Origin of the sequence: Qipengyuania sp. ABI-127-1 (assembly GCA_022953095.1) — a bacterium.
Classification (GTDB): domain Bacteria; phylum Pseudomonadota; class Alphaproteobacteria; order Sphingomonadales; family Sphingomonadaceae; genus Qipengyuania.
In genome coordinates, this window is sequence record JALJCR010000001.1 from 476,275 (window position 1) to 493,740 (window position 17,466).

At 60.9% G+C, this 17,466-nt stretch carries 15 protein-coding genes; 4 read left to right on the plus strand and 11 right to left on the minus strand.

From position 1 onward, the window contains the following. Positions 1-46: 46 nt before the first annotated feature. The 5 genes from mobF to MUY37_RS02315 form a co-directional block, all read right to left on the minus strand. Complete coding sequence (gene mobF / locus MUY37_RS02295) at positions 47-2,794, minus strand: MobF family relaxase (protein ID WP_066842353.1); 2,748 nt, start codon at positions 2,792-2,794, stop codon at positions 47-49. Then, positions 2,794-4,614 carry a type IV secretion system DNA-binding domain-containing protein gene (locus MUY37_RS02300; protein ID WP_066842355.1) on the minus strand — a complete coding sequence of 607 codons (1,821 nt, stop codon included), beginning with the start codon at positions 4,612-4,614 and terminating at the stop codon, positions 2,794-2,796. The genes mobF and MUY37_RS02300 overlap by 1 nt, the downstream gene beginning before the upstream one ends. Continuing rightward, positions 4,611-4,985: a hypothetical protein gene (locus MUY37_RS02305; RefSeq protein ID WP_066842357.1), complete on the minus strand. Its 375-nt coding sequence runs from the start codon at positions 4,983-4,985 to the stop codon at positions 4,611-4,613. Before MUY37_RS02305 ends, MUY37_RS02300 begins: the two co-directional genes overlap by 4 nt. 201 nt (positions 4,986-5,186) lie before the next feature. Beyond that, the gene (locus MUY37_RS02310) at positions 5,187-5,702 is read right to left on the minus strand and encodes a hypothetical protein (protein WP_066842359.1); all 516 of its coding nucleotides are present in this window, start codon (positions 5,700-5,702) and stop codon (positions 5,187-5,189) included. A 42-nt stretch (positions 5,703-5,744) separates the two neighbouring features. Next, complete coding sequence (locus MUY37_RS02315) at positions 5,745-5,936, minus strand: helix-turn-helix transcriptional regulator (protein ID WP_087910441.1); 192 nt, start codon at positions 5,934-5,936, stop codon at positions 5,745-5,747. A 347-nt stretch (positions 5,937-6,283) separates the two neighbouring features. On the opposite strand from MUY37_RS02315, the gene MUY37_RS02320 reads away from it, so the two are divergent. After that, complete coding sequence (locus tag MUY37_RS02320; RefSeq protein WP_237392257.1) at positions 6,284-6,877, plus strand: hypothetical protein; 594 nt, start codon at positions 6,284-6,286, stop codon at positions 6,875-6,877. Here MUY37_RS02320 and MUY37_RS02325 read toward each other — a convergent pair. From MUY37_RS02325 to MUY37_RS02335, 3 genes are all read right to left on the minus strand, one after another. Next, the gene (locus tag MUY37_RS02325) at positions 6,874-7,554 is read right to left on the minus strand and encodes a nucleotidyl transferase AbiEii/AbiGii toxin family protein (RefSeq protein WP_499193842.1); all 681 of its coding nucleotides are present in this window, start codon (positions 7,552-7,554) and stop codon (positions 6,874-6,876) included. The genes MUY37_RS02320 and MUY37_RS02325 overlap by 4 nt on opposite strands. A 4-nt stretch (positions 7,555-7,558) precedes the next feature. Then, entirely contained in the window at positions 7,559-7,822 is a 264-nt protein-coding gene (locus tag MUY37_RS02330; protein WP_066842364.1) for a hypothetical protein, read from the minus strand. A gap of 201 nt (positions 7,823-8,023) precedes the next feature. Then, positions 8,024-8,758, minus strand: coding sequence for a topoisomerase DNA-binding C4 zinc finger domain-containing protein (locus MUY37_RS02335; RefSeq protein WP_157668101.1), 735 nt, complete (start codon positions 8,756-8,758; stop codon positions 8,024-8,026). Positions 8,759-9,251: 493 nt separating this feature from the next. Here MUY37_RS02335 and MUY37_RS02340 point away from each other — a divergent pair, with 493 nt between their 5' ends. Next, positions 9,252-10,475 carry a tyrosine-type recombinase/integrase gene (locus MUY37_RS02340; protein WP_499195103.1) on the plus strand — a complete coding sequence of 408 codons (1,224 nt, stop codon included), beginning with the start codon at positions 9,252-9,254 and terminating at the stop codon, positions 10,473-10,475. A gap of 136 nt (positions 10,476-10,611) precedes the next feature. On the opposite strand, the gene MUY37_RS02345 is transcribed toward MUY37_RS02340, so the two are convergent. From MUY37_RS02345 to MUY37_RS02355, 3 genes are all read right to left on the minus strand, one after another. Beyond that, complete coding sequence (locus MUY37_RS02345; RefSeq protein ID WP_499193843.1) at positions 10,612-10,806, minus strand: DUF6961 family protein; 195 nt, start codon at positions 10,804-10,806, stop codon at positions 10,612-10,614. Continuing rightward, positions 10,797-11,348 (minus strand): thermonuclease family protein, encoded by a 552-nt coding sequence (locus MUY37_RS02350; protein ID WP_499193844.1) that lies wholly within the window; start codon positions 11,346-11,348, stop codon positions 10,797-10,799. Before MUY37_RS02350 ends, MUY37_RS02345 begins: the two co-directional genes overlap by 10 nt. Before the next feature lie 64 nt (positions 11,349-11,412). Further along, positions 11,413-11,997 carry a lytic transglycosylase domain-containing protein gene (locus MUY37_RS02355; RefSeq protein WP_499193845.1) on the minus strand — a complete coding sequence of 195 codons (585 nt, stop codon included), beginning with the start codon at positions 11,995-11,997 and terminating at the stop codon, positions 11,413-11,415. A gap of 138 nt (positions 11,998-12,135) precedes the next feature. On the opposite strand from MUY37_RS02355, the gene MUY37_RS02360 reads away from it, so the two are divergent. Both MUY37_RS02360 and MUY37_RS02365 read left to right on the plus strand, forming a co-directional pair. Then, positions 12,136-13,044: a DUF7146 domain-containing protein gene (locus tag MUY37_RS02360; protein ID WP_499193846.1), complete on the plus strand. Its 909-nt coding sequence runs from the start codon at positions 12,136-12,138 to the stop codon at positions 13,042-13,044. Between the two features lie 75 nt (positions 13,045-13,119). Next, a complete protein-coding gene (locus MUY37_RS02365) occupies positions 13,120-17,367 on the plus strand; it encodes a strawberry notch-like NTP hydrolase domain-containing protein (RefSeq protein ID WP_499193847.1) in 4,248 nt (1,415 codons plus the stop codon). Positions 17,368-17,466 lie beyond the last annotated feature (99 nt).

The window sequence follows — 17,466 nt, forward strand, 5'->3', positions numbered from 1 at the left end:
CGGCAGGACGAAGGATGCTATGGCCTGCCGTCGCCGGTGCTTTCGATCAGCCCAACCCAGCACCCATTGCCTGTGACTTTCCGGCTTCCGGAGTGCTCGCGGCCAGGGCAATCTGCTTTTCGCCCGCACGCTCATAGATCGCGCGAACGAGCCGGTCCTTATCGTCTGTGACAACCACCGCCTCGGCTTTGGCACGCGAAAGCGCGACATAGAGCATCTTCTGGTCGACCAGATTGGTGGAGCGGCTGTCGGCGTGGATCAGGACACGCTCGGCGGTCTGACCCTGTGCGGCGTGCGCTGTCTGGACATAGGCGTGACGCAGATGGGCGTCGCGAGGATCGGAGAGATCGAGATTCTGCTCACGTCCTTTGGCGAGCTTCACGGTTGCCCGGCCACGGTCAGTATCGATGCTGGTGACGGACCCGCCAAGGCCATTGATCCTTCCCGCTTCGCGGTCGTTGCGGGTGAACTGCAAGCGGTCGCCGGTCCGCAGCTCCATCGGCTTCGGCTCGAACACTTCGGCTTTGCCTGCACCCCATTGCCGCGGATGCCAGTCCAGCGACCGTCCATCGCGACCTTCGAGGGCAATGCGCCCGCGCTCGGGATCGACAGCTGCAATTGCGAAGCTTTCGCCCCGGCGCACGCCCTTGGCGGCATAGTCACGACTAAAGCGGACCACATCGCCGATGGCATAGCATGCTGCCTCGCGCGCTTCGGCACGGGTCAGGCCCTTCGCCACAAGCGCATCGAACCGCACGGCCTCCTGCGAAAGCTCGCCGCGCTCGGCCAGCTTTGTGCGGATCATACTGGTGAGCCTGTCGCGACCTTCACGCGATGGCTCGATGACCAGCGTTCGCGAGCGCTCTGCTGGCGAAAGGGCCAGATAGCGCCGGGCCATCGCCCCAAGGCGCGCCTCCGGCGTTGCACCTTCGATCACCTTGCCGCCGCCCCGTTCCAGCGCGGCCAGCGCCTTGCCCGCATGGCCATCGATTGAGGCCATGACGGCTTCACGGGTCCCGGCATTGGTCTGCCGGACCACTTCGGCCAGCTTCGCGGTCGCCATCCCCGCTTGCTGCAACTGGGCAAATGCAGCCCCCGCACCTACCGATCCAAGCTGTTTCACGTCGCCAACCAGCACGAGCCGGGCTCCGACCTTCTCAGCACGTGTCATGAGTTTCGCCATGTCGTGGGCCGCGAGCATCGAGGCTTCATCGACAATCCAGACGGCATCTTTGCCCGCTGTTTTTGCCTCGGGCGCAAGCAAATGCCGAGCCACGGTATCGCCACGCAGGCCGAGCGCCTCGCCCAGCACAGTTGCTGCCGATGCGGTTGGCGCAAGCGCGGTAACCGCAAGTCCGTGACGCCGTGCTTCGCGGGCATAGGTTGCAAGCACGGTGGTGGTCTTGGCCGTACCGGCATAGCCCTGGACGGCAGCGATGCGGTCGCGCGAAGTGAGCAGGTCTGCGGTCGCGCGTTTCTGGTCTTCGGTCCAGACGTAGCCATAGCGCACCGATTGGCGCGCCGCGCGCTCGATCGTTCGTGCTGCTGCCACCTGACTTGCAAGCGATTGCGCCATGCCGCGCCCGGCTTCCTCCAGGCGCAGCATGGTTCGCTCGGTCTTGATGGCCTGCGGCGTCGTGAACCCCGCAAACTCCGCCCCGCGCTGGTCAAGGACGGTGCGTGGGACAAGCTCGCCGCGCTCTCCGGCCTCGGCGATCGCTGCGCTGACTGCACCGTGCCCGGCTTTGCCGAAGGCGAAGTCTCCTGCCTCGCGCGTCAGCGTGCTGGCCGAAAACACTGCCTGCCGCTCAGACAATTTGGCAGCGGCCCATGCCACAGCCTGCCGCGCCAGTAAGTCGGGACTAATGGTTGCTTCGCTGCTTTTGACCCGCTCCCTCGCCTCGGCAATCAGCTTGTCTCGCGCCGCCTTGTCGAACCCGCTGTCATTGGCAGTCGCCCGCCAGTCGGCGCGCAAGGTGCGATGATCCGCATTGGTCTTGACCTCGCGCGTATCGAGCGCGGCGATCTGCTTTTCGGCGGCGCTCGCTTGCTCGCGGTTCGTGCCCCGCTCGGCGAGCCGGGCATCGATTGCTGCGGTGCGCTGGCTCAGTGCATCAATGGCCTTCTCTGGCACACCTGCGATCTCGAACAGCGAGTCTTTGCCCTTCTCTATCCGGTAACCCAGTGCGGCAACGCCGTGCGCCAACTCCTGCCGGTAGATCGCGCCGATCTCCTTTTGCAGCTGATAGAAGGCGCGCGGCTCAAGGCTGCGCCAGTTGCCATCCTTGTCCTGGGTTCCGTTAATGATCACGCCGTGGGTGTGCAGCTGCGGGTCCTGCGCCCGGCTCGTGGCATGGCGGAAGGTGGCGATGGCGAGGTTGCCGGTCGTCTCGCGCCGGACCTCGCCGTCCTGCCTGATCCGGGTTGCCGCCATGTGCTTCTCGACATGGGCGAGCGCCAGTTTCACCGCTGCGCCATGGGCCTTGATCAGCCGCTTGTCTCCGGCAACCTCGGCCATGATCGAGACCGACTTGGGCGCGGACAGTGTGATGTCCCAGCCTGGCCGGTGTTCGACCTTGCCATCACGGGTGGTGCCAAGCTGCTGCCCAGCAATACGGCCTTCGAGCAATTCTGCGAACTTCTCGCGGTCGACCTCGCCTGACAGGCCCAGCTTCTCCGCTGCCTCACCAAACCATTCGGATGGTGCCATGCCGCCTTCGGCATAGTAGTCGTCGGCCTCGTAGTAGCTCGCGGCTTGACCGGCACTCGACAGCGCCGAGACCGATGCGACCATCAGACGGGTCCTGGCTTCGCGTCGGGCTCGGCACCTTTGACGATCTCGCTGACCCGGCTCCATAGCGTGCCCGCCGGATCGCCTGGCACGTAGGCAGGCTGACGAGGGTCGCCACGCCGGGTGATGTGATCGGCGGTGAGGCCGATGCGCGCGACCGGCAGGCCATCGGGGAGCAACAGATAGCCCTGATGCGGAGAGAGCCGCAATTCGCTTTCAAGTACGGCGGGACGGAATTGTCGCTGGGTAGCGATGGTCGTGCGCGGCACTTCGCTGCCAATCGACAGCGTGTCGGTGGCAACGCGCAATTCTACCTCGCACTGGCCGATTGTCTCGCTCGCCCATTTGCGGGTTTCCTGATCGACGGTTTGCAGGAACAGCTTGGTATTACAGCAGGCGAGCATGGCCTCGGCGATGTTTGCACCGTAGCGATTGCGCATCTGCCCGAGCGCTTGAAAGGTGAGCACGATGGCCGCGCCGAACTTGCGTCCCTCTGGCAGCAGTCGGGCAAGGTTCTCGACGCGGGGAAGGTCGGCAAGCTCGTCGAGCACGAACCAGATGCGGCGGTCTGGCGACGGCGACAGACCCAGCACCGCACTCGCTGCGCATTCGAGCCAGCATGCCATGAGGGGCTTCGATGCTTCGAAGTAGTCTTCCTTGCGGGGCACGAAGATCCACGGCTTTGCACCCTCGCACTTGTCCAGCTTTGCGATGAAGTCTCGGAAGGCAAAGCGTTCTTCCCCTTCATCTTCGACCTTCAGGAACTGGATCAGGTTCGCCGCCTTGGCGAGCATGAAGAGCACGCTGCCAGTGGCGCGGTCGGCGTCGTTGGCAAAAGTGCGGGCGGACGACGTGTGCCCCAGCCACTCCTTCAACTGCTCCTTGTCCTTGACCTGCAAGGCTTCGAGCAGGGCTTCGAGGCTACAGTTCTTTTCCGCCCAGAGCGAGCGGATCATGTTGGCGACAAGAATGCGGCTGGTTTCCAACCAGACATCGTCATCCTGACTGCTTGTTTCGGAGACAAGCTGGCGCGCTATTCGGTCTGCATCGGCGGGGTGCGATATCTCGTCGAAGGGCGTCCAGAAAGCACAGCGCGCATCGAAGGGATTAAGGATAATGTCGCCGCGCGCGGGGTTGTAATAGTGCGCGATGAACTCTCCGCTAGTGTCATAGACCAGCGCTGCTTCGCCGCGCCTCTCAATACCGTCGAGCATCTGGCGAAGTGCAGTGGTCTTGCCGCTACCGGTAGTGCCGAGAAAGGCAAAGTGGCGGGTCTCGATCCGGCGCGGAACGGGGACCGGACCGATGCGCAATGTATCCCTGCCACAGAGCAAAGTGGTTTGTGCGGCGACGTCCTCTTCATCCACCACACGGGTTCCACCAATGACCCGGTCGGCGAGCGTATCTTTGCCCTGAGCCGACATGGTGCGCTGGAGCACCCAGACCGTGAACAGGCCTATGGCAAAGCCGGTGGTTGCACCGCCAGCGATCACTTTGACGACCTGCCAGAAGGTATCGGTGAAGAGCGGCTCAGAGGCAAACCAAGCGGCGGAAACGGTCCAGCGTTGGCCTTCCATCGCAATGTTTATCTTTATGTCGCTGCCCCCTAAGGAACCGAGCAGGGTCAGCACGTTGGCCCACGCATACTGCACTGCTGTCGTTATCGCGGGGCCATGCAGTAAGAACTGTGGGGCGATGATCGCTCCGGTCGCTGCTGCACCAAGAGTGATCGTGGAAAAGAAGCGAAAACGCTGCTGCCAGTGCGCCATGCGCACCCGCCACAAGGCGTGCGCGCGGGTGACAAAATCGATGTTGGAATTCATGGCTCAATCTCCAAGGCGAGCGAGCGCTGGCGCTCGAATGCGGCGCGCGCTTCGGCTGCTATTGTCTCGTCGGATTTCTTCGTTCCCAGCGCCGCATGGCGCGCGTAAGCGTAGGCCGCACATGCAGTAAACAGGGCCCGGTCGAGCACCCTTTCGACCTCGGCGAGGCGCTCCGAGATCGATCCGATCTCGCTCGCCAGTTCGGCTAGATCGGTCTCCTTGTCGGTGCCGTGAAGGACCGAAAGGAAGCCCGCGTCGATCACCTTCAGGAGCATCGCATACTCCGACAATCCACGCCGGTCGGCGATGCCGGACAGCGACCGTGCCTGCGAAGGATTGAGGCGGATGGTGCGCTTTATGTGGCTCGCCATCACCACCTCCCGCGCGCGCTCGAAGCGCGCTCCAGAAATGGCAGAATTGCGAGGGTCTGAACGCTTCGTTTCAGGGAGCGCGCTATCCGCGCGCTCCAGAAACCGCAGAAATCCTTGATGCACACGTGCGTGGGGTGTGTATGAAAATTACGGGTCCGATACGCAGTATCGTGGCCCCTTCCATCTCCAGCTTTTCTCCGGTCAACTGGCATGGGCGTCTTGCTCCATGCTTGCCGTTGGAGGCGTCGCAGACAGGATCAGATTGCGGGCGATATCGTCGTCGAAATACCGTTCGCGGGACTGGCGGGAAGGCAACTGGCGCTCCGCCATATCAGGGCGTGTGAACCAGCGAAGCAGTGCGAGGTCGATCGCTGATCGAACGTCATCTGCGAGCAGGTTGGTCTCTTCTGGCGTGAGGTCAAGCCACCCGAATTCGGTGCGAAGCTGGCTGCCAAGCGGATACCCGGTCCCGTCTCGGCTCCTGTAAATCGGGCCCTCGACAGTGAGGCAACAGTCTTGCCCCTCAAACCGCTCGCGGACCGGGCGTTCGTACCAGAGCCAGGGATGCAATGTGTGGCGACGGGCGCGCCCATCGGCGTTGTCTTCAACGAGCAATTCGACGAGCTGGGCCGCGCGCTCTACGTCATCGCTCGGAAGGCGACCGATCAGCCAGCCATGCTTCTGCAGGGCCGCGTTGATAAGGGAAAGGATGGACATGGGGGAGATGCTTTCTGCGGGCCATTGCCCGCCCAGGAGGGGTCAATAGCTGCGCAGGGGGAGGGCCTCGATCCACTCCTCGATGTCGGTGGAACGCCAGCGGATACGCCCGCCGCCAATGTCGATGGGATGAGGAAAGGCACCTCGGCGGATGCGTCGCCAGATTGTTGTCCGGCTGCGAATGCCCGTGAGGCGCATGACCTCATGGCAGGTGAGTAATTCAGTATTCGGCACGACAGACTCCTTTGCTTCAAGGTTCTGTCACCGAAGCCGTGTTCCCCCACGACGATGGGTTGTCCTTCAAATTGCCGTTGCGGACCGTGCGATCAGATGTTCAACTCAGCGCCACCAAGCTTCGGTGACGCGACAAACGCTATGCGAATCGCAATGATGTAGGAAAGAACAAAAATAGAACAAATGCCGTTCCGCATTGGCGGGTGGACGATGTTGGATCGCTATGGACAATCCGGGACTGAAAGAATTTTTGCCGCTGGTGTCCGCTTTCGGCCAATGCAGGTCCGAATCGACGGTTCTGGTGCAACGGGAGACCGGTTTTCGCGCGAATCGCAGCTTGAGCCGATATGACAAGCAAACGCGCTTTCGCTTTGCACGTTGATGCGGACATGCAAAGAAGGCGCGAAAATCTTTACACGTTAGCGGATTTGCGGATGCAGCAACTTCGGTCGGATAATGCCATCTGGGATGATGGCGAATGGATCAGCTGGGACGAAATCAACGAGCAAATCCAGTACAAGGAATGGCGGGCAAAATATCCCAATGCCGATCTGTCGCTGGTCTCGATATTCGAGAACCTGATCGGCACGGCTGAAGATTATCACCTTCACACAGGCAAGCACCTTCAGGTGTATGGCGATATCGGAGAGCTCTACGGGGCGATCACGCACGGCATAAAGCTGCACCGCAACTACGCTCAAGGATCGGACGGACGGCTCGGCAATGACCTGGTCGAGGTCAAGACAATCACACCATTCAAGAGCAATGACCGGGTCACGCTGAACCTCAGACGGAACTTCAGCATGGTCTTTCTGGTCAAGATCACCTCTGACTTCGAGGTTCGCGGGAAGCTCATTCCACGCAAGGCCTTGCCCCGTGTCAAGGGTGACAAGCTGGTTCTTGAGTGGGCGGATATTGGGGCTGAGCGAGGGGAGCCCTAGGCGCCTAGCGTTGCACGCAACAGCTGCACTGTAATCGCCTGCGCTTCGTCAACCAAGTGACCGTTATGATCGCGGTACATGAGTTGCTTGATGATTGAGCTAGCGAACTCAGGCTTCATATTTTCCGCAGCTCGAAGGGCATTCGTACATCGATCAACTCCACATTCCCGGAGGGCATTGATCACGTAGTCTTTGCCCAGCTTTTCGTTGGTAGCCGCGATATCGAACATATCGCGTGGCTGCATCGATGCACCGCGATAGTAGACCTTCTTAGCAACTATCTCTGCCGCAGTTTCCTGCCGGATTGTTCGCCCCCGTAGCTCACTGACCTGTGATGGCTCTGGCGTAATGTCGGCACAGCAAATGAAGTCGATTTCACCAATGTCCTCGAAGATCAGTTTGAGGGAACCTGCGCCGTCTGTTTTGTAGGTGTCTGGCATTCGATCGAGCTCAAACCCCTGCGTCTCGGGATTGAGGTAAGGGAGGAATTGGGGATCGGAAAGGAAGAGGTCGATGTCATGGCTCTCGCGATGATCGATCTGGAGCATCAATGCAGTCCCACCTCCGAACGACCAATCTGGCTCGCGGCCAACGGCTTCGGTGGTTCGCGCGATGATGTCGGATGCCAAATCAAATAGAAGCGGCCATTGGCTCGGCTGCTGTCGAGGCGAGATCACTTTCTCAGGCTGCCAGAGGCAGCGAGTACCCAGCCATCTTGGAAAACTGGCCAGCGACAGCTTTCGCCATATCCTCATTGACCTTCATTTCAGCCATGAAGGCTTTCTGGATCGCTGGTGCCACTTCCGAGAAGAAAGCGAAGACGCTGGCGTCACACGTTTCCACACTCGATGGGTCAGCGATGAGCGCAGCGAGTTGATGAGCGGAATGGTTCGCCCCATAGGGGGCGTTCACCGTTGCCAGAACCTGTGCAGTTAGGTTGCTCATCTTAAACCTGCGGAATCGATCTCAGGGTGAGAATATACGCTTCATGCGTTAGCAAAACAAGAATGTTCGAACATAGGAAGAACGCAGAGGGCCAATCCGCGATTTATCCCGCATTTTTCAAAAATCGCGTTTTGCGGGATAAAAGCCCCTCGATTGCAGACGCGCTCGGACATCGCTGCGATCCCTTAGAGCTCACTCCAGTCATCCATTCAAATTGCGTGAGTGACGGCACCTCGGAAAATTCGAGCATCCAAGGAAAGTCCCGAAACGTCCGCTCTTCTCAACCAACTGACCATCGCAGCCTTCCATCGGACACGAGATTGCTGCCTCAGGGGCGTCGAAGAGAGGCGTTTGGGGAGCAGGCTTCGGTTTCGCCCGACGAGTCCGGTAGCGCTGCTTTTTGAATTCCCACGGATGAACGTTGTCGTCATTTGCCCAGATGCCGCGTCGATTTCGCTGAGCATCGTCAAGCGCCTCGAAGTAGCTTTCATCGGGTCCATAGCGATCGAGTACCCATGCCCATCCATTGAGGATCATTTCCAATTCGATGTTGCGGTGAGATGGTGCAGTCAGTCCACGAATGAACTGTCCGAGCTGGGAAGCCGCACTGCTGGCACCATTGCTCTGATCCATCTGCAAGTAAGGCACGGCTACGATCCGCTTGTGGCGATCGACAATGCCGCCAGTGTCCATCTTTATCAGAATGGCCAGATCGACATGCCTTCCGCCAATGAGCGATTGAAGGAAATCACGCGCTTCGATGCCGCCAGGCTGCTCCATCTCCGGCGCGTCGATGAACCCCAGCCTGATGGTCACTTCAAGGCTTGCTCCCCGTCGTGGGTTGTCGATACGGGTCAGGAAGCCATCGCCGTCAAAGACCTTTAGGACAGGCACCCGAATGGTTTCGGAACCGGGATCTTCGGGTGCGATAAGCAAATGCCAATCCTCCTCAACGTCGCGAACAGCATTGTAGCGAAAATGTATATCGTTTCACTTAGCATCCGATTTTCGGAGCTGGTCGCCACCGCGTCAAATGCATCGCATTGGAGCTGGTCGGCCATGCAAATTTGCTGGAAATCAGACGCGTTTTGCGTTAATAGGCGCCTATTGAAATCATTGAGTTTTTCCGAGGGTGGGACCCAAATCCTCTGGTAAAAATACATTCTGGGGGCACCAACGGGGGCCTCACTTAAGTAACCAAGGTCAAGATTCTCGCAGTTTTGCGACATTCTGAGAGCGGTTCGAGTCCTCTTCTGGGCACCATTTGTTCTTCTCATGTTCTCCCAAATAATCTATAAAACCCGCAGAAATCCTAGGGATTTGGCCCTTGGATCGTTCCGGATCGTCCCGCCTGTTCTCGGGGGTTCCAGACATTTTTGCGGGCCTTTTGCGGGCCTTTGCGAAAACCACATTGGGAAAAGGCCCGCACATGCCTCTGACCGAGACTCGGCTTCGCGCCCTCAAGACCAAAGACAAGCCTTACAAGGTCGCTGACCAGCGCGGCCTCTATATCGAGATCACGCCTGCTGGAGGCAAGCTCTGGCGCTTCCGGTACCGGATCGGCAAGATCGAGAAGAAGCTTGCAATCGGAAGCTATCCCGAGGTCAGTCTCAAGCAAGCGCGAGACGCTACCTACGAGGCGCGTCAGGCTGTTGCCTCTGGGAGCGACCCGGCCTTTGAGAAGCGGAAGCGGAAGATCCGCGAGGAGTTTCTGTCTGCCCAGACGTTCGAGGCAGTCGCACGTGAGTACATTGAACAGATTATGGTTCAGAATGGCCGCGCCCAAGGCACGATCGTCAAGGCCAACTATTTTCTCGACCAGCTTGCACCTGCCATCGGGAACCGACCGATCAACGAGATCGAGCCATTCGAAGTCCTGGCTCCGCTCAAACGGCTGGAAGCCACTGGCAAGCACGAGACTGCGAAGAAATGCCGCTCGTTCGCAGGCCGCGTGTTTCGCTACGGTGTCGCAACGACCCGTTGCAAATCCGATCCGACCAGCATGCTGAAGGGCGCTCTCGTAACGCCGAGAGCCACGCATTATGCAGCAATCCTCGAGCCCACCGAGCTAGGCGGGCTGCTGCGCGCAATCGACGACTACACCGGATACATGGTCACGAAGTTCGCTTTGCAAATCGCGCCGCATGTGTTCGTGCGCCCCGGTGAACTCCGGCACGCCGAATGGCACGAGATCGACCTTGTCGATGGGGTCTGGAAGATCCCTGCCGGTAAAATGAAAGCGCGCCGAGCGCATGCCGTCCCGCTTTCCAAGCAGGTTGTAGGCTACCTCACAGACTTGGCCGAGATGCTCGGCCACGATGGATACGTGTTCCCGTCTGCGCGCAGCTCCAAGCGTCCTATGAGTGAAAACACGCTCAATGCCGCATTCCGTCGGATGGGATACTCGAAGGAAGAAGTCACCGCGCACGGTCTCCGAGCGACAGCATCGACATTCCTGAACGAGTCGGGACTCTGGAATCCGGATGCAATCGAGCGTGCCCTGGCACATGGCGACAGCAATGTTGTGCGTGGTATCTACCATCGCGGCAAACATTGGGACGAGCGCGTGCGAATGGCTCAATGGTGGAGCGACTACCTCGATGAGCTGCGGACAGGAGGAAAAGTCATCATGGGAAAGTTTGCCAAGGGTTGATCGGAAGGACGAATTTCTTCTCAGCCAGTGCAGGACTGAAGGCTCAGGACCAGCCCTATCAGGGACACTGACGCGAGCAAGGCGAACTCAATTCTGATGCCCCAGACTTTAAGCCAATTCCGCATCGAGCCGAGCCTCAGTTCGTAGAGCTTTGGCAGCTAAGCTGACCGAAGCGCTCAGCAACAGTCTTCCAAGTTGCTATGCCTGCCTCATCCCCTTCGTTGGATAGCCGCTGGATTTGCCGCGCGAAATACGCGGTTCCCTCTTCGCCATGGTTCTTTTCGACCCAGAGCGCGACGGCCCACAATTCCTGATCGCGGTTCAGCACCATGGTTCACGTCTCCCGGTCCAGGTTCGCGCCAGGCCTTCGCTGACCAGTTGATCGCCAAGCGAGCGGCCACCGCGCGTAACAACCCGCAATTTGCGCCCGTACTGATCCTCATCTCTGCTCCCGATGGCCCTCAGTTCAAAGGGCCCGCCATTCAGCAATTCGACAAGGCGATGCGTCGCGCGCATGCCGAGTTCGTATTCATAATCGCAACGAGGCTCGCTGATCTCGGGAGTGTCGATGTCGGCAATGCGGATCTTCACGCCATCAAGCCAGAAAGTATCTCCATCCACGACGCATGTGCGCCGGATCGATCCGCAGAGGTCGAATTCTGGGGAGCTCGCTTGCTGGAATAAAGCCTGAGGCTGCTGATCGTCGTTAGCAAGGCTGGCATCATGGACTGGCCAGTTGAGTGCCAGCATCCCTCCAGCAAATACGATCGCGAATGCTCCCAAACCCAACGCGATCTCCTTTTTCAGCTTCCGGCGCTTCTGTGCCTTCAACGCCTTGCGAAAGTCGAACGGCTCACCGGGGGTCTCATTCACTAGCGTTGTCCGTCTTCGTTCCGGCGCATGATTTCAGACAATAGCCGGAAATCAGGCAGTTTCGTCAATTGTATGTACCAATTGCTTGCCAACGTCCCAACACAGACCGGACATATTGCGGCGTTTCACCATTTTTCGGAATGCCGCGTGATCGGGAGACGGCACCTGGGCCCGCATTGTAAGCAGCCAAGGCTAGGTGGACCGCGTCGAACCGGTCCAACATATCGCGAAGATACCGGGCGCCACCGTCGATCGATGCAAGAGGATCATGACGGTTCCGGACGCCCAGTTCTCGCGCCGTGGCAGGCATAAGCTGAGCGAGCCCGGCAGCACCGGCTGGACTCACAGCCATCGGATTGAAGCGGGACTCAGCCCAGATGACAGCGCGAAGCAGGTTTGTCGGGAGCCCGTACCGGCGCTCAGCCTCGGCTATTGCTGCCATATACAGGCCCTCCCGGTAGGACACGTCCGCTGGCCCGGCCTGGTAGATTGCAGGAAGATATTGCCTTGCCGGCTGCTGGTCCGTCTTCGGTGGAACGATCGCGTGCTCGAACAAGGTGAAATCCTGGGCGCGGACTTGCTGAGAGGAGGTCGCGATCATCCCCAGGCAGGCGACGGATATCGCGGTCAGGCGTTTGAGGCAGGTCATCTCGATTGGTGCTCCATTGATCCGAATCGCAATGGAACATAAATAGAACATAAGCCTGTAGGAAAGCTGCGAATGCCTGCCTTCGGGAGAGGAGAGAAACGCTGACGAGGGGGCCACTTTGAATGCTGAGGAGCTCGCATGTCCCTGTCTGTCCAAACTCATCCCAACCGGTCGCTTGTCGAGACTGCCCGTCGCATTTGCGAATCGCGAGGGGGCAAATGGTCCGGCACAAAGGGCATGGCCTGCTGCCCTGCGCATGATGACCGCACGCCGTCACTCGGTGTGTCGCTCGGCCGACAGGCCATCCTCTTCCACTGTTTCGCGGGATGTGATCAGCAGAGCGTGCTGACTGCTTTGGCGAGTGAAGGTGTCGATGCAGCCTCGCTCTTTTCAGGTTCTGCGACTACCGAAGGTCCCGAGCCGACCAGAACGCGCAAACCCTCGGTGGCAGCGCTGAGGATCTGGCGCGATGCGCAGCCACTGCGTGGCAGCCCGGCAAAGGAATATCTTGAAAGCCGTGGCATCCTCGCCGCATCGTCGGCGCTGCGCTTCCATCCACGAACGCCGCTTGGTCCGAAGGGACGCACCCGCTTTTTGCCAGCCATGATCGCGGCAGTCAGCCTCGACGGGGGGCCGATTGCCATCCATCGCACTTTCCTCTCGGCCAATGCCAAGGCTGGCTTCGACAAGCCGAAGCGCGCGCTCGGCGCGCTCGGTGAAGCTGCTGTCCGTCTCTTCGCTCCGGTTTCCGGCAAGCTCGGCCTCGCCGAGGGTATCGAGAGCGCGATGTCGGCCTACGCTCTTACCGGTATTCCCGCCTGGGCGACCTTGGGCAATGAGCGCTTCGGCCTCGTCAGCGTGCCCGAGAGCGTAACCGAGCTTCACCTCTTCGTCGATCATGATGCGGGCGGCGAGCTGGCTGCGTCGCGTGGCCTGACCGCTTATGCCCGCGATGGGCGGACGATCCACGTTCGCAAACCATCCTCACGCGACACCGACTGGAACGATGAACTTACAGCATGGCTGCGCCGCAAGGCGGCGCCGTAGAGGAGAGAGGGCTTCTCGAATTCCTGATCCGGCAGACGGCGTGTCCCGATGCCCTCATCAGGAGGACGAATTGCCATGTTTCAATCAGACCTGTTTCCCGCCGGCGAACAGCTTCCGTCAGCGCCCCTGGCCTACGCCATTGGGACCAGGATTGCCGGACTTCTTGCTTCGGGACGTCATCTTACCCGCGCCGACATTTCCGGGCTGTTCGCCGACGAAACCGGCGTCCTGGACTGGGGAAGCGCCTGGACCATCGATGATTACAACAATGCGGTCGAGATCGGCGCGCTGCTCTGGCTTCGCGAGTCTTCGCGCATAGATCTGGCGACAAGCGTGCACGAAGCCGAAGCGCGGTTCGACTGGCTCGAAGCAGCCTTGCCGACGCGGCACGTTCGCAGCGAAGCACAGGTCGAGCTTCAGCAGTTCTCGACCCCGCCGATGCTGGCTTGGCTGATGGCGAAGGCCACAGCTGTCTCTGCGCAAGACACGCTCCTCGAACCGTCCGCAGGCAATGGCGCCCTTGCCCTCTGGGGCAGCGTGCAGAACGCTTCATTGATCCTCAACGAGATCGATCCGGCAAGACGAGACAGCCTGGGCCACATCTTGTCTGCGGCCACGATCACCGCGCACGACGGGGAACTGATCGCCGACCTGCTTCGCGGTCCTGTTCCGTCGGCCGTGCTGATGAACCCGCCATTCGCCCGCAGCCAGGAGCGCGGCAAGGACGGTGAGACGGCGCAACGCCACCTGCGCAGCGCGATCCGGGCCGCTGCCCGTGGCGCGAGGATTGTCGCCATCATGCCCGAAGGTTTCGATGCTTCCAGCTTCGTCGAGGCGCAGGACGAAGCGTCGCTGCTCCTTGATGCCCGGCTTCATCAGATGTTTCGCCGGACAGGGACGGGGATCGCCGTTCGCCTGGTCGTGTTCGACAAGACTCCGGCCGCGTCCTCGTCCGCGATCACCGGAGATACTGCCGACCTCATCTCGCTCCACGAGTTTATCACTGCGCTTCCGCCCCGTGCGCAGACATCCGCCAGGATCCATCACCTGCCTATCGGCAGGGCAGTGCGCCTTGTGGGCAAGAATTCAACTGATCGCGCGCCAGTCCGGCCGGTGGCGCCGTTCGCTGCGACACCAGCAGCCACAGCGAATGCGATCAATCTTGCCTATTCGGTCCTGGCAGCACCCGCGCCGGTGCCTGAACAGACCGGCATCTACCTGCCTTACCGGCCCAGCCGCATCGCGTTCGAAGATGCGCCGGTCCATCCCACCCCGCTCGTGGAATCGGTCGCCATGGGGTCGGTAGCGGCGCCCCAGCCGGACATTTGCCCGCGCCTCCCCGCTAACTGGCAGGCCGATGGCCTCTTGTCCGAAGCGCAATGCGAGACACTGGTCTACGCTGCACAGGCATTCGCGCGCGATCTCCCAGGTCAGTTCAAGGTCAGCCAGGAAGGAACCTCGCTCGAATTGTCCGAAGATGGGCACTCCTACCGACAGGGCTTCTTCCTCGGCGACGGGACCGGAGCGGGCAAGGGACGGCAAATCGCAGCAGTCATCATGGACCGCTGGCTGGGAGGCGAGCGTCGTCACGTGTGGATCACCAAGAACGAGACGCTGCTCGAAGATGCACGCCGCGACTGGGAAGCGCTAGGCGGGCTACCGCTCGACCTCCAGCCGCTCTCGCGCTGGAAACTCGGCCACCCCGTACCCATGTCCGAAGGCATTCTCTTCGTCACATATCCGACACTGCGCTCGGGCCGAGCCGAGGATACGCGGCTTGACCAGATCCTTGCCTGGGCTGGTGAGGACTACGACGGCGTCATCGCCTTCGACGAAGCCCACGCTATGGTCAATGCGCTCGGGGGCTCTTCAACCCGCGGAAGGGTCAGGGGCTCCGAGCAGGGCATGGCGGGCCTCAGGCTGCAGAACCATCTTCCGCGGGCCCGGGTGCTCTATGCATCTGCTACAGGCGCCTCGGATATTGCCAACCTTGGCTACACTTCCCGGCTTGGCCTCTGGGGACCCGAGACCGCCTTTCCGACCCACGAGGCGTTCATGACCGAAATCCGCGCTGGCGGCGTTGCGGCGATGGAGCTCGTCGCCCGTGACCTAAAGGCTCAGGGGCTCTACCTTGCCCGTGCGCTGTCCTTCGCCGGGGTTGAGTACGAGATCCTCGAGCACAAGCTGACCGAAGCTCAGGTGAGAATTTATGACGCCTATGCCGAGGCCTGGGCAATCATTCACCGCAACCTCGAAGCTGCGCTCGAAGCGACCCGCGTGGTCGACGAGGACAGCGGCGATACGCTCAACCGCAACGCCAAAGCGGCAGCGCTGTCGATTTTCGAAGGCACCAAGCAGCGCTTCTTTGCCCAGCTCCTGCTTTCGATGAAGCTGCCGAGCCTCATCCCCGCGATGGAAGCGGCGCTGGGCGACAACCATTCGGTTGTCGTGCAGCTGGTCTCGACCGCCGAGGCCATGCTCGACCGGCGCCTCGCCGACCTTACCGTGGAAGAACGCGAAGCTCTCGATATCGATCTATCCCCGCGCGAATATGTCATCGACTATCTTTCCAAGAGCTTCCCGGTTCGCCTGATGCAGGTTTTTACCGACGACGACGGCAACCTTCGCTCCGAGGCGATGAGCGACGAGGAGGGTAATCCCGTATTCTGCCCGCGCGCCATTGCCGCGCGCGACGCGCTGATCGAGCAGCTCTGTGCACTGCCGCCGATCGCCACAGCACTCGATGCGCTCATCGAGCACTTCGGAACCGAGGCCGTAGCCGAGGTCACGGGCCGTACGCGCAGGCTTGTCCTGGGACGCGATGGGCAGCAGCGCCTCGAACGGCGAAGCCCGAGTGCCAATGTCGCCGAAGCGCAAAGCTTTATGGAAGGGACCAAGCGCATCCTGGTCTTCTCGGACGCGGGCGGCACGGGGCGATCCTATCATGCCGACCTGGGCTGCCGTAACCAGCAGCGCCGGGTTCATTTCCTGCTCGAGCCGGGCTGGCGCGCCGACAACGCGATCCAGGGTCTTGGACGTACCAACCGCACCAACCAAGCCTCGGCCCCGCTGTTCCGTCCCGTTACCACCGACGTGAAGGGCGAACGCCGGTTCATCTCGACCATTGCACGCAGGCTCGACGCATTGGGCGCGCTGACGCGCGGCCAGCGCCAGACGGGCGGTCAGAATCTGTTCGACCCGGCCGACAATCTCGAAAGCGACTACGCGCGCGACGCGCTCAGCCGCTGGTTCCAGATGCTCTATGACGGCAAGCTCGAGCCCACGAGCTTTTGCAACTTCGTCGAGCGCACCGGCCTCCGGCTTGAAAGCCCCGATGGCGGATTGACCGACAATCTCCCTACCATCCAGCGCTGGCTGAACCGCATTCTCGCTCTGCCGATCGCGCTGCAGAACGCCATATTCGATGAATACCTCGGCCTCGTCGAGGCGCGGATCGAAGCCGCGCGCGAAGCCGGAACGCTTGATCAGGGTCTTGAGACCGTCAGGGTCGATCGTTTCACGGTACTCGCCGATGAACTCCTGCGCACCGACCCTGTCACCGGAGCAGAAACACGTCTCGTCTCGCTCGAAGTAACGAGGCACCTTCGGCCCCTACGATTGCAGCGCCTGGTGCGGATGCACGAGATCGGCAGCCCGCACGCGGTCCCGATGTGCAATGCGCGCTCGGGCAAGGTCGCATTGTCGGTTCCAGCCCGTCGCCTCATTGCCGACGACGGGGAAGTGATCGAACGTCGGCGCCTGCTGCGCCCGCTCAAGTCCGCGAACTGGACGCTTGACGCACTCGCTGAGAGCCACTGGGAAGAAATTGGCGTCACTGCGTTCACCAGCGCCTGGCGGGCCGAGGAAGAAGAGGCGGCCAACTCACCGGTAACTGAGCGCGTCCATCTCGCCACCGGACTGCTGCTCCCGGTCTGGAAGCGACTGCCCGGCGATCATGTTCGCGTCACTCGGTTCGTTGCCGAGGACGGCCAGTCGATCATCGGGCGCGAAGTGCTCGATATCGATCTCGCTGCGATCGCCGAGACATTTGGTCTTTCCGGGATTGTTGGACCAGCGGCAGAGCAGATCGGCGACCTCGTGCTCGCCAGCGGCAAACCTCTGGGCCTCGCGAGCCATGATCCTCTCACCGTGAAGCGCTCGCTGGTCGGGGGCGAACAGCGCCTTGAACTGACCGGGTTCTCGCCTGACCGGCTCGACTGGTACAAGGGCAAAGGCTGTTTCACTGAGATCATCCGCTACCGCACGCGGCTGTTTGTCCCGGTGTCGAGAGCCTCGTCGGTCCTCCCCGCGCTTGCCGCCTGATCTCCCAGACTGACCCCAATCTCAGAATGAGAGTGGAGGGAGCCCTTTGGGCTTGTGGGCCTCGTGATCCTCACCTGCGCCTTCATTCCATCAGGAGAA

Bases quoted from the DNA above. Each gene is read 5' to 3' on its own strand.
- mobF (WP_066842353.1), bottom strand. From the start codon at position 2,794: ATGGTCGCATCGGTCTCGGCGCTGTCGAGTGCCGGTCAAGCCGCGAGC.
- MUY37_RS02300 (WP_066842355.1), bottom strand. From the start codon at position 4,614: ATGAATTCCAACATCGATTTTGTCACCCGCGCGCACGCCTTGTGGCGG.
- MUY37_RS02305 (WP_066842357.1), bottom strand. From the start codon at position 4,985: ATGGCGAGCCACATAAAGCGCACCATCCGCCTCAATCCTTCGCAGGCA.
- MUY37_RS02310 (WP_066842359.1), bottom strand. From the start codon at position 5,702: ATGTCCATCCTTTCCCTTATCAACGCGGCCCTGCAGAAGCATGGCTGG.
- MUY37_RS02320 (WP_237392257.1), top strand. From the start codon at position 6,284: ATGACAAGCAAACGCGCTTTCGCTTTGCACGTTGATGCGGACATGCAA.
- MUY37_RS02330 (WP_066842364.1), bottom strand. From the start codon at position 7,822: ATGAGCAACCTAACTGCACAGGTTCTGGCAACGGTGAACGCCCCCTAT.
- MUY37_RS02340 (WP_499195103.1), top strand. From the start codon at position 9,252: ATGCCTCTGACCGAGACTCGGCTTCGCGCCCTCAAGACCAAAGACAAG.
- MUY37_RS02345 (WP_499193843.1), bottom strand. From the start codon at position 10,806: ATGGTGCTGAACCGCGATCAGGAATTGTGGGCCGTCGCGCTCTGGGTC.
- MUY37_RS02355 (WP_499193845.1), bottom strand. From the start codon at position 11,997: ATGACCTGCCTCAAACGCCTGACCGCGATATCCGTCGCCTGCCTGGGG.
- MUY37_RS02360 (WP_499193846.1), top strand. From the start codon at position 12,136: ATGTCCCTGTCTGTCCAAACTCATCCCAACCGGTCGCTTGTCGAGACT.
- MUY37_RS02365 (WP_499193847.1), top strand. From the start codon at position 13,120: ATGTTTCAATCAGACCTGTTTCCCGCCGGCGAACAGCTTCCGTCAGCG.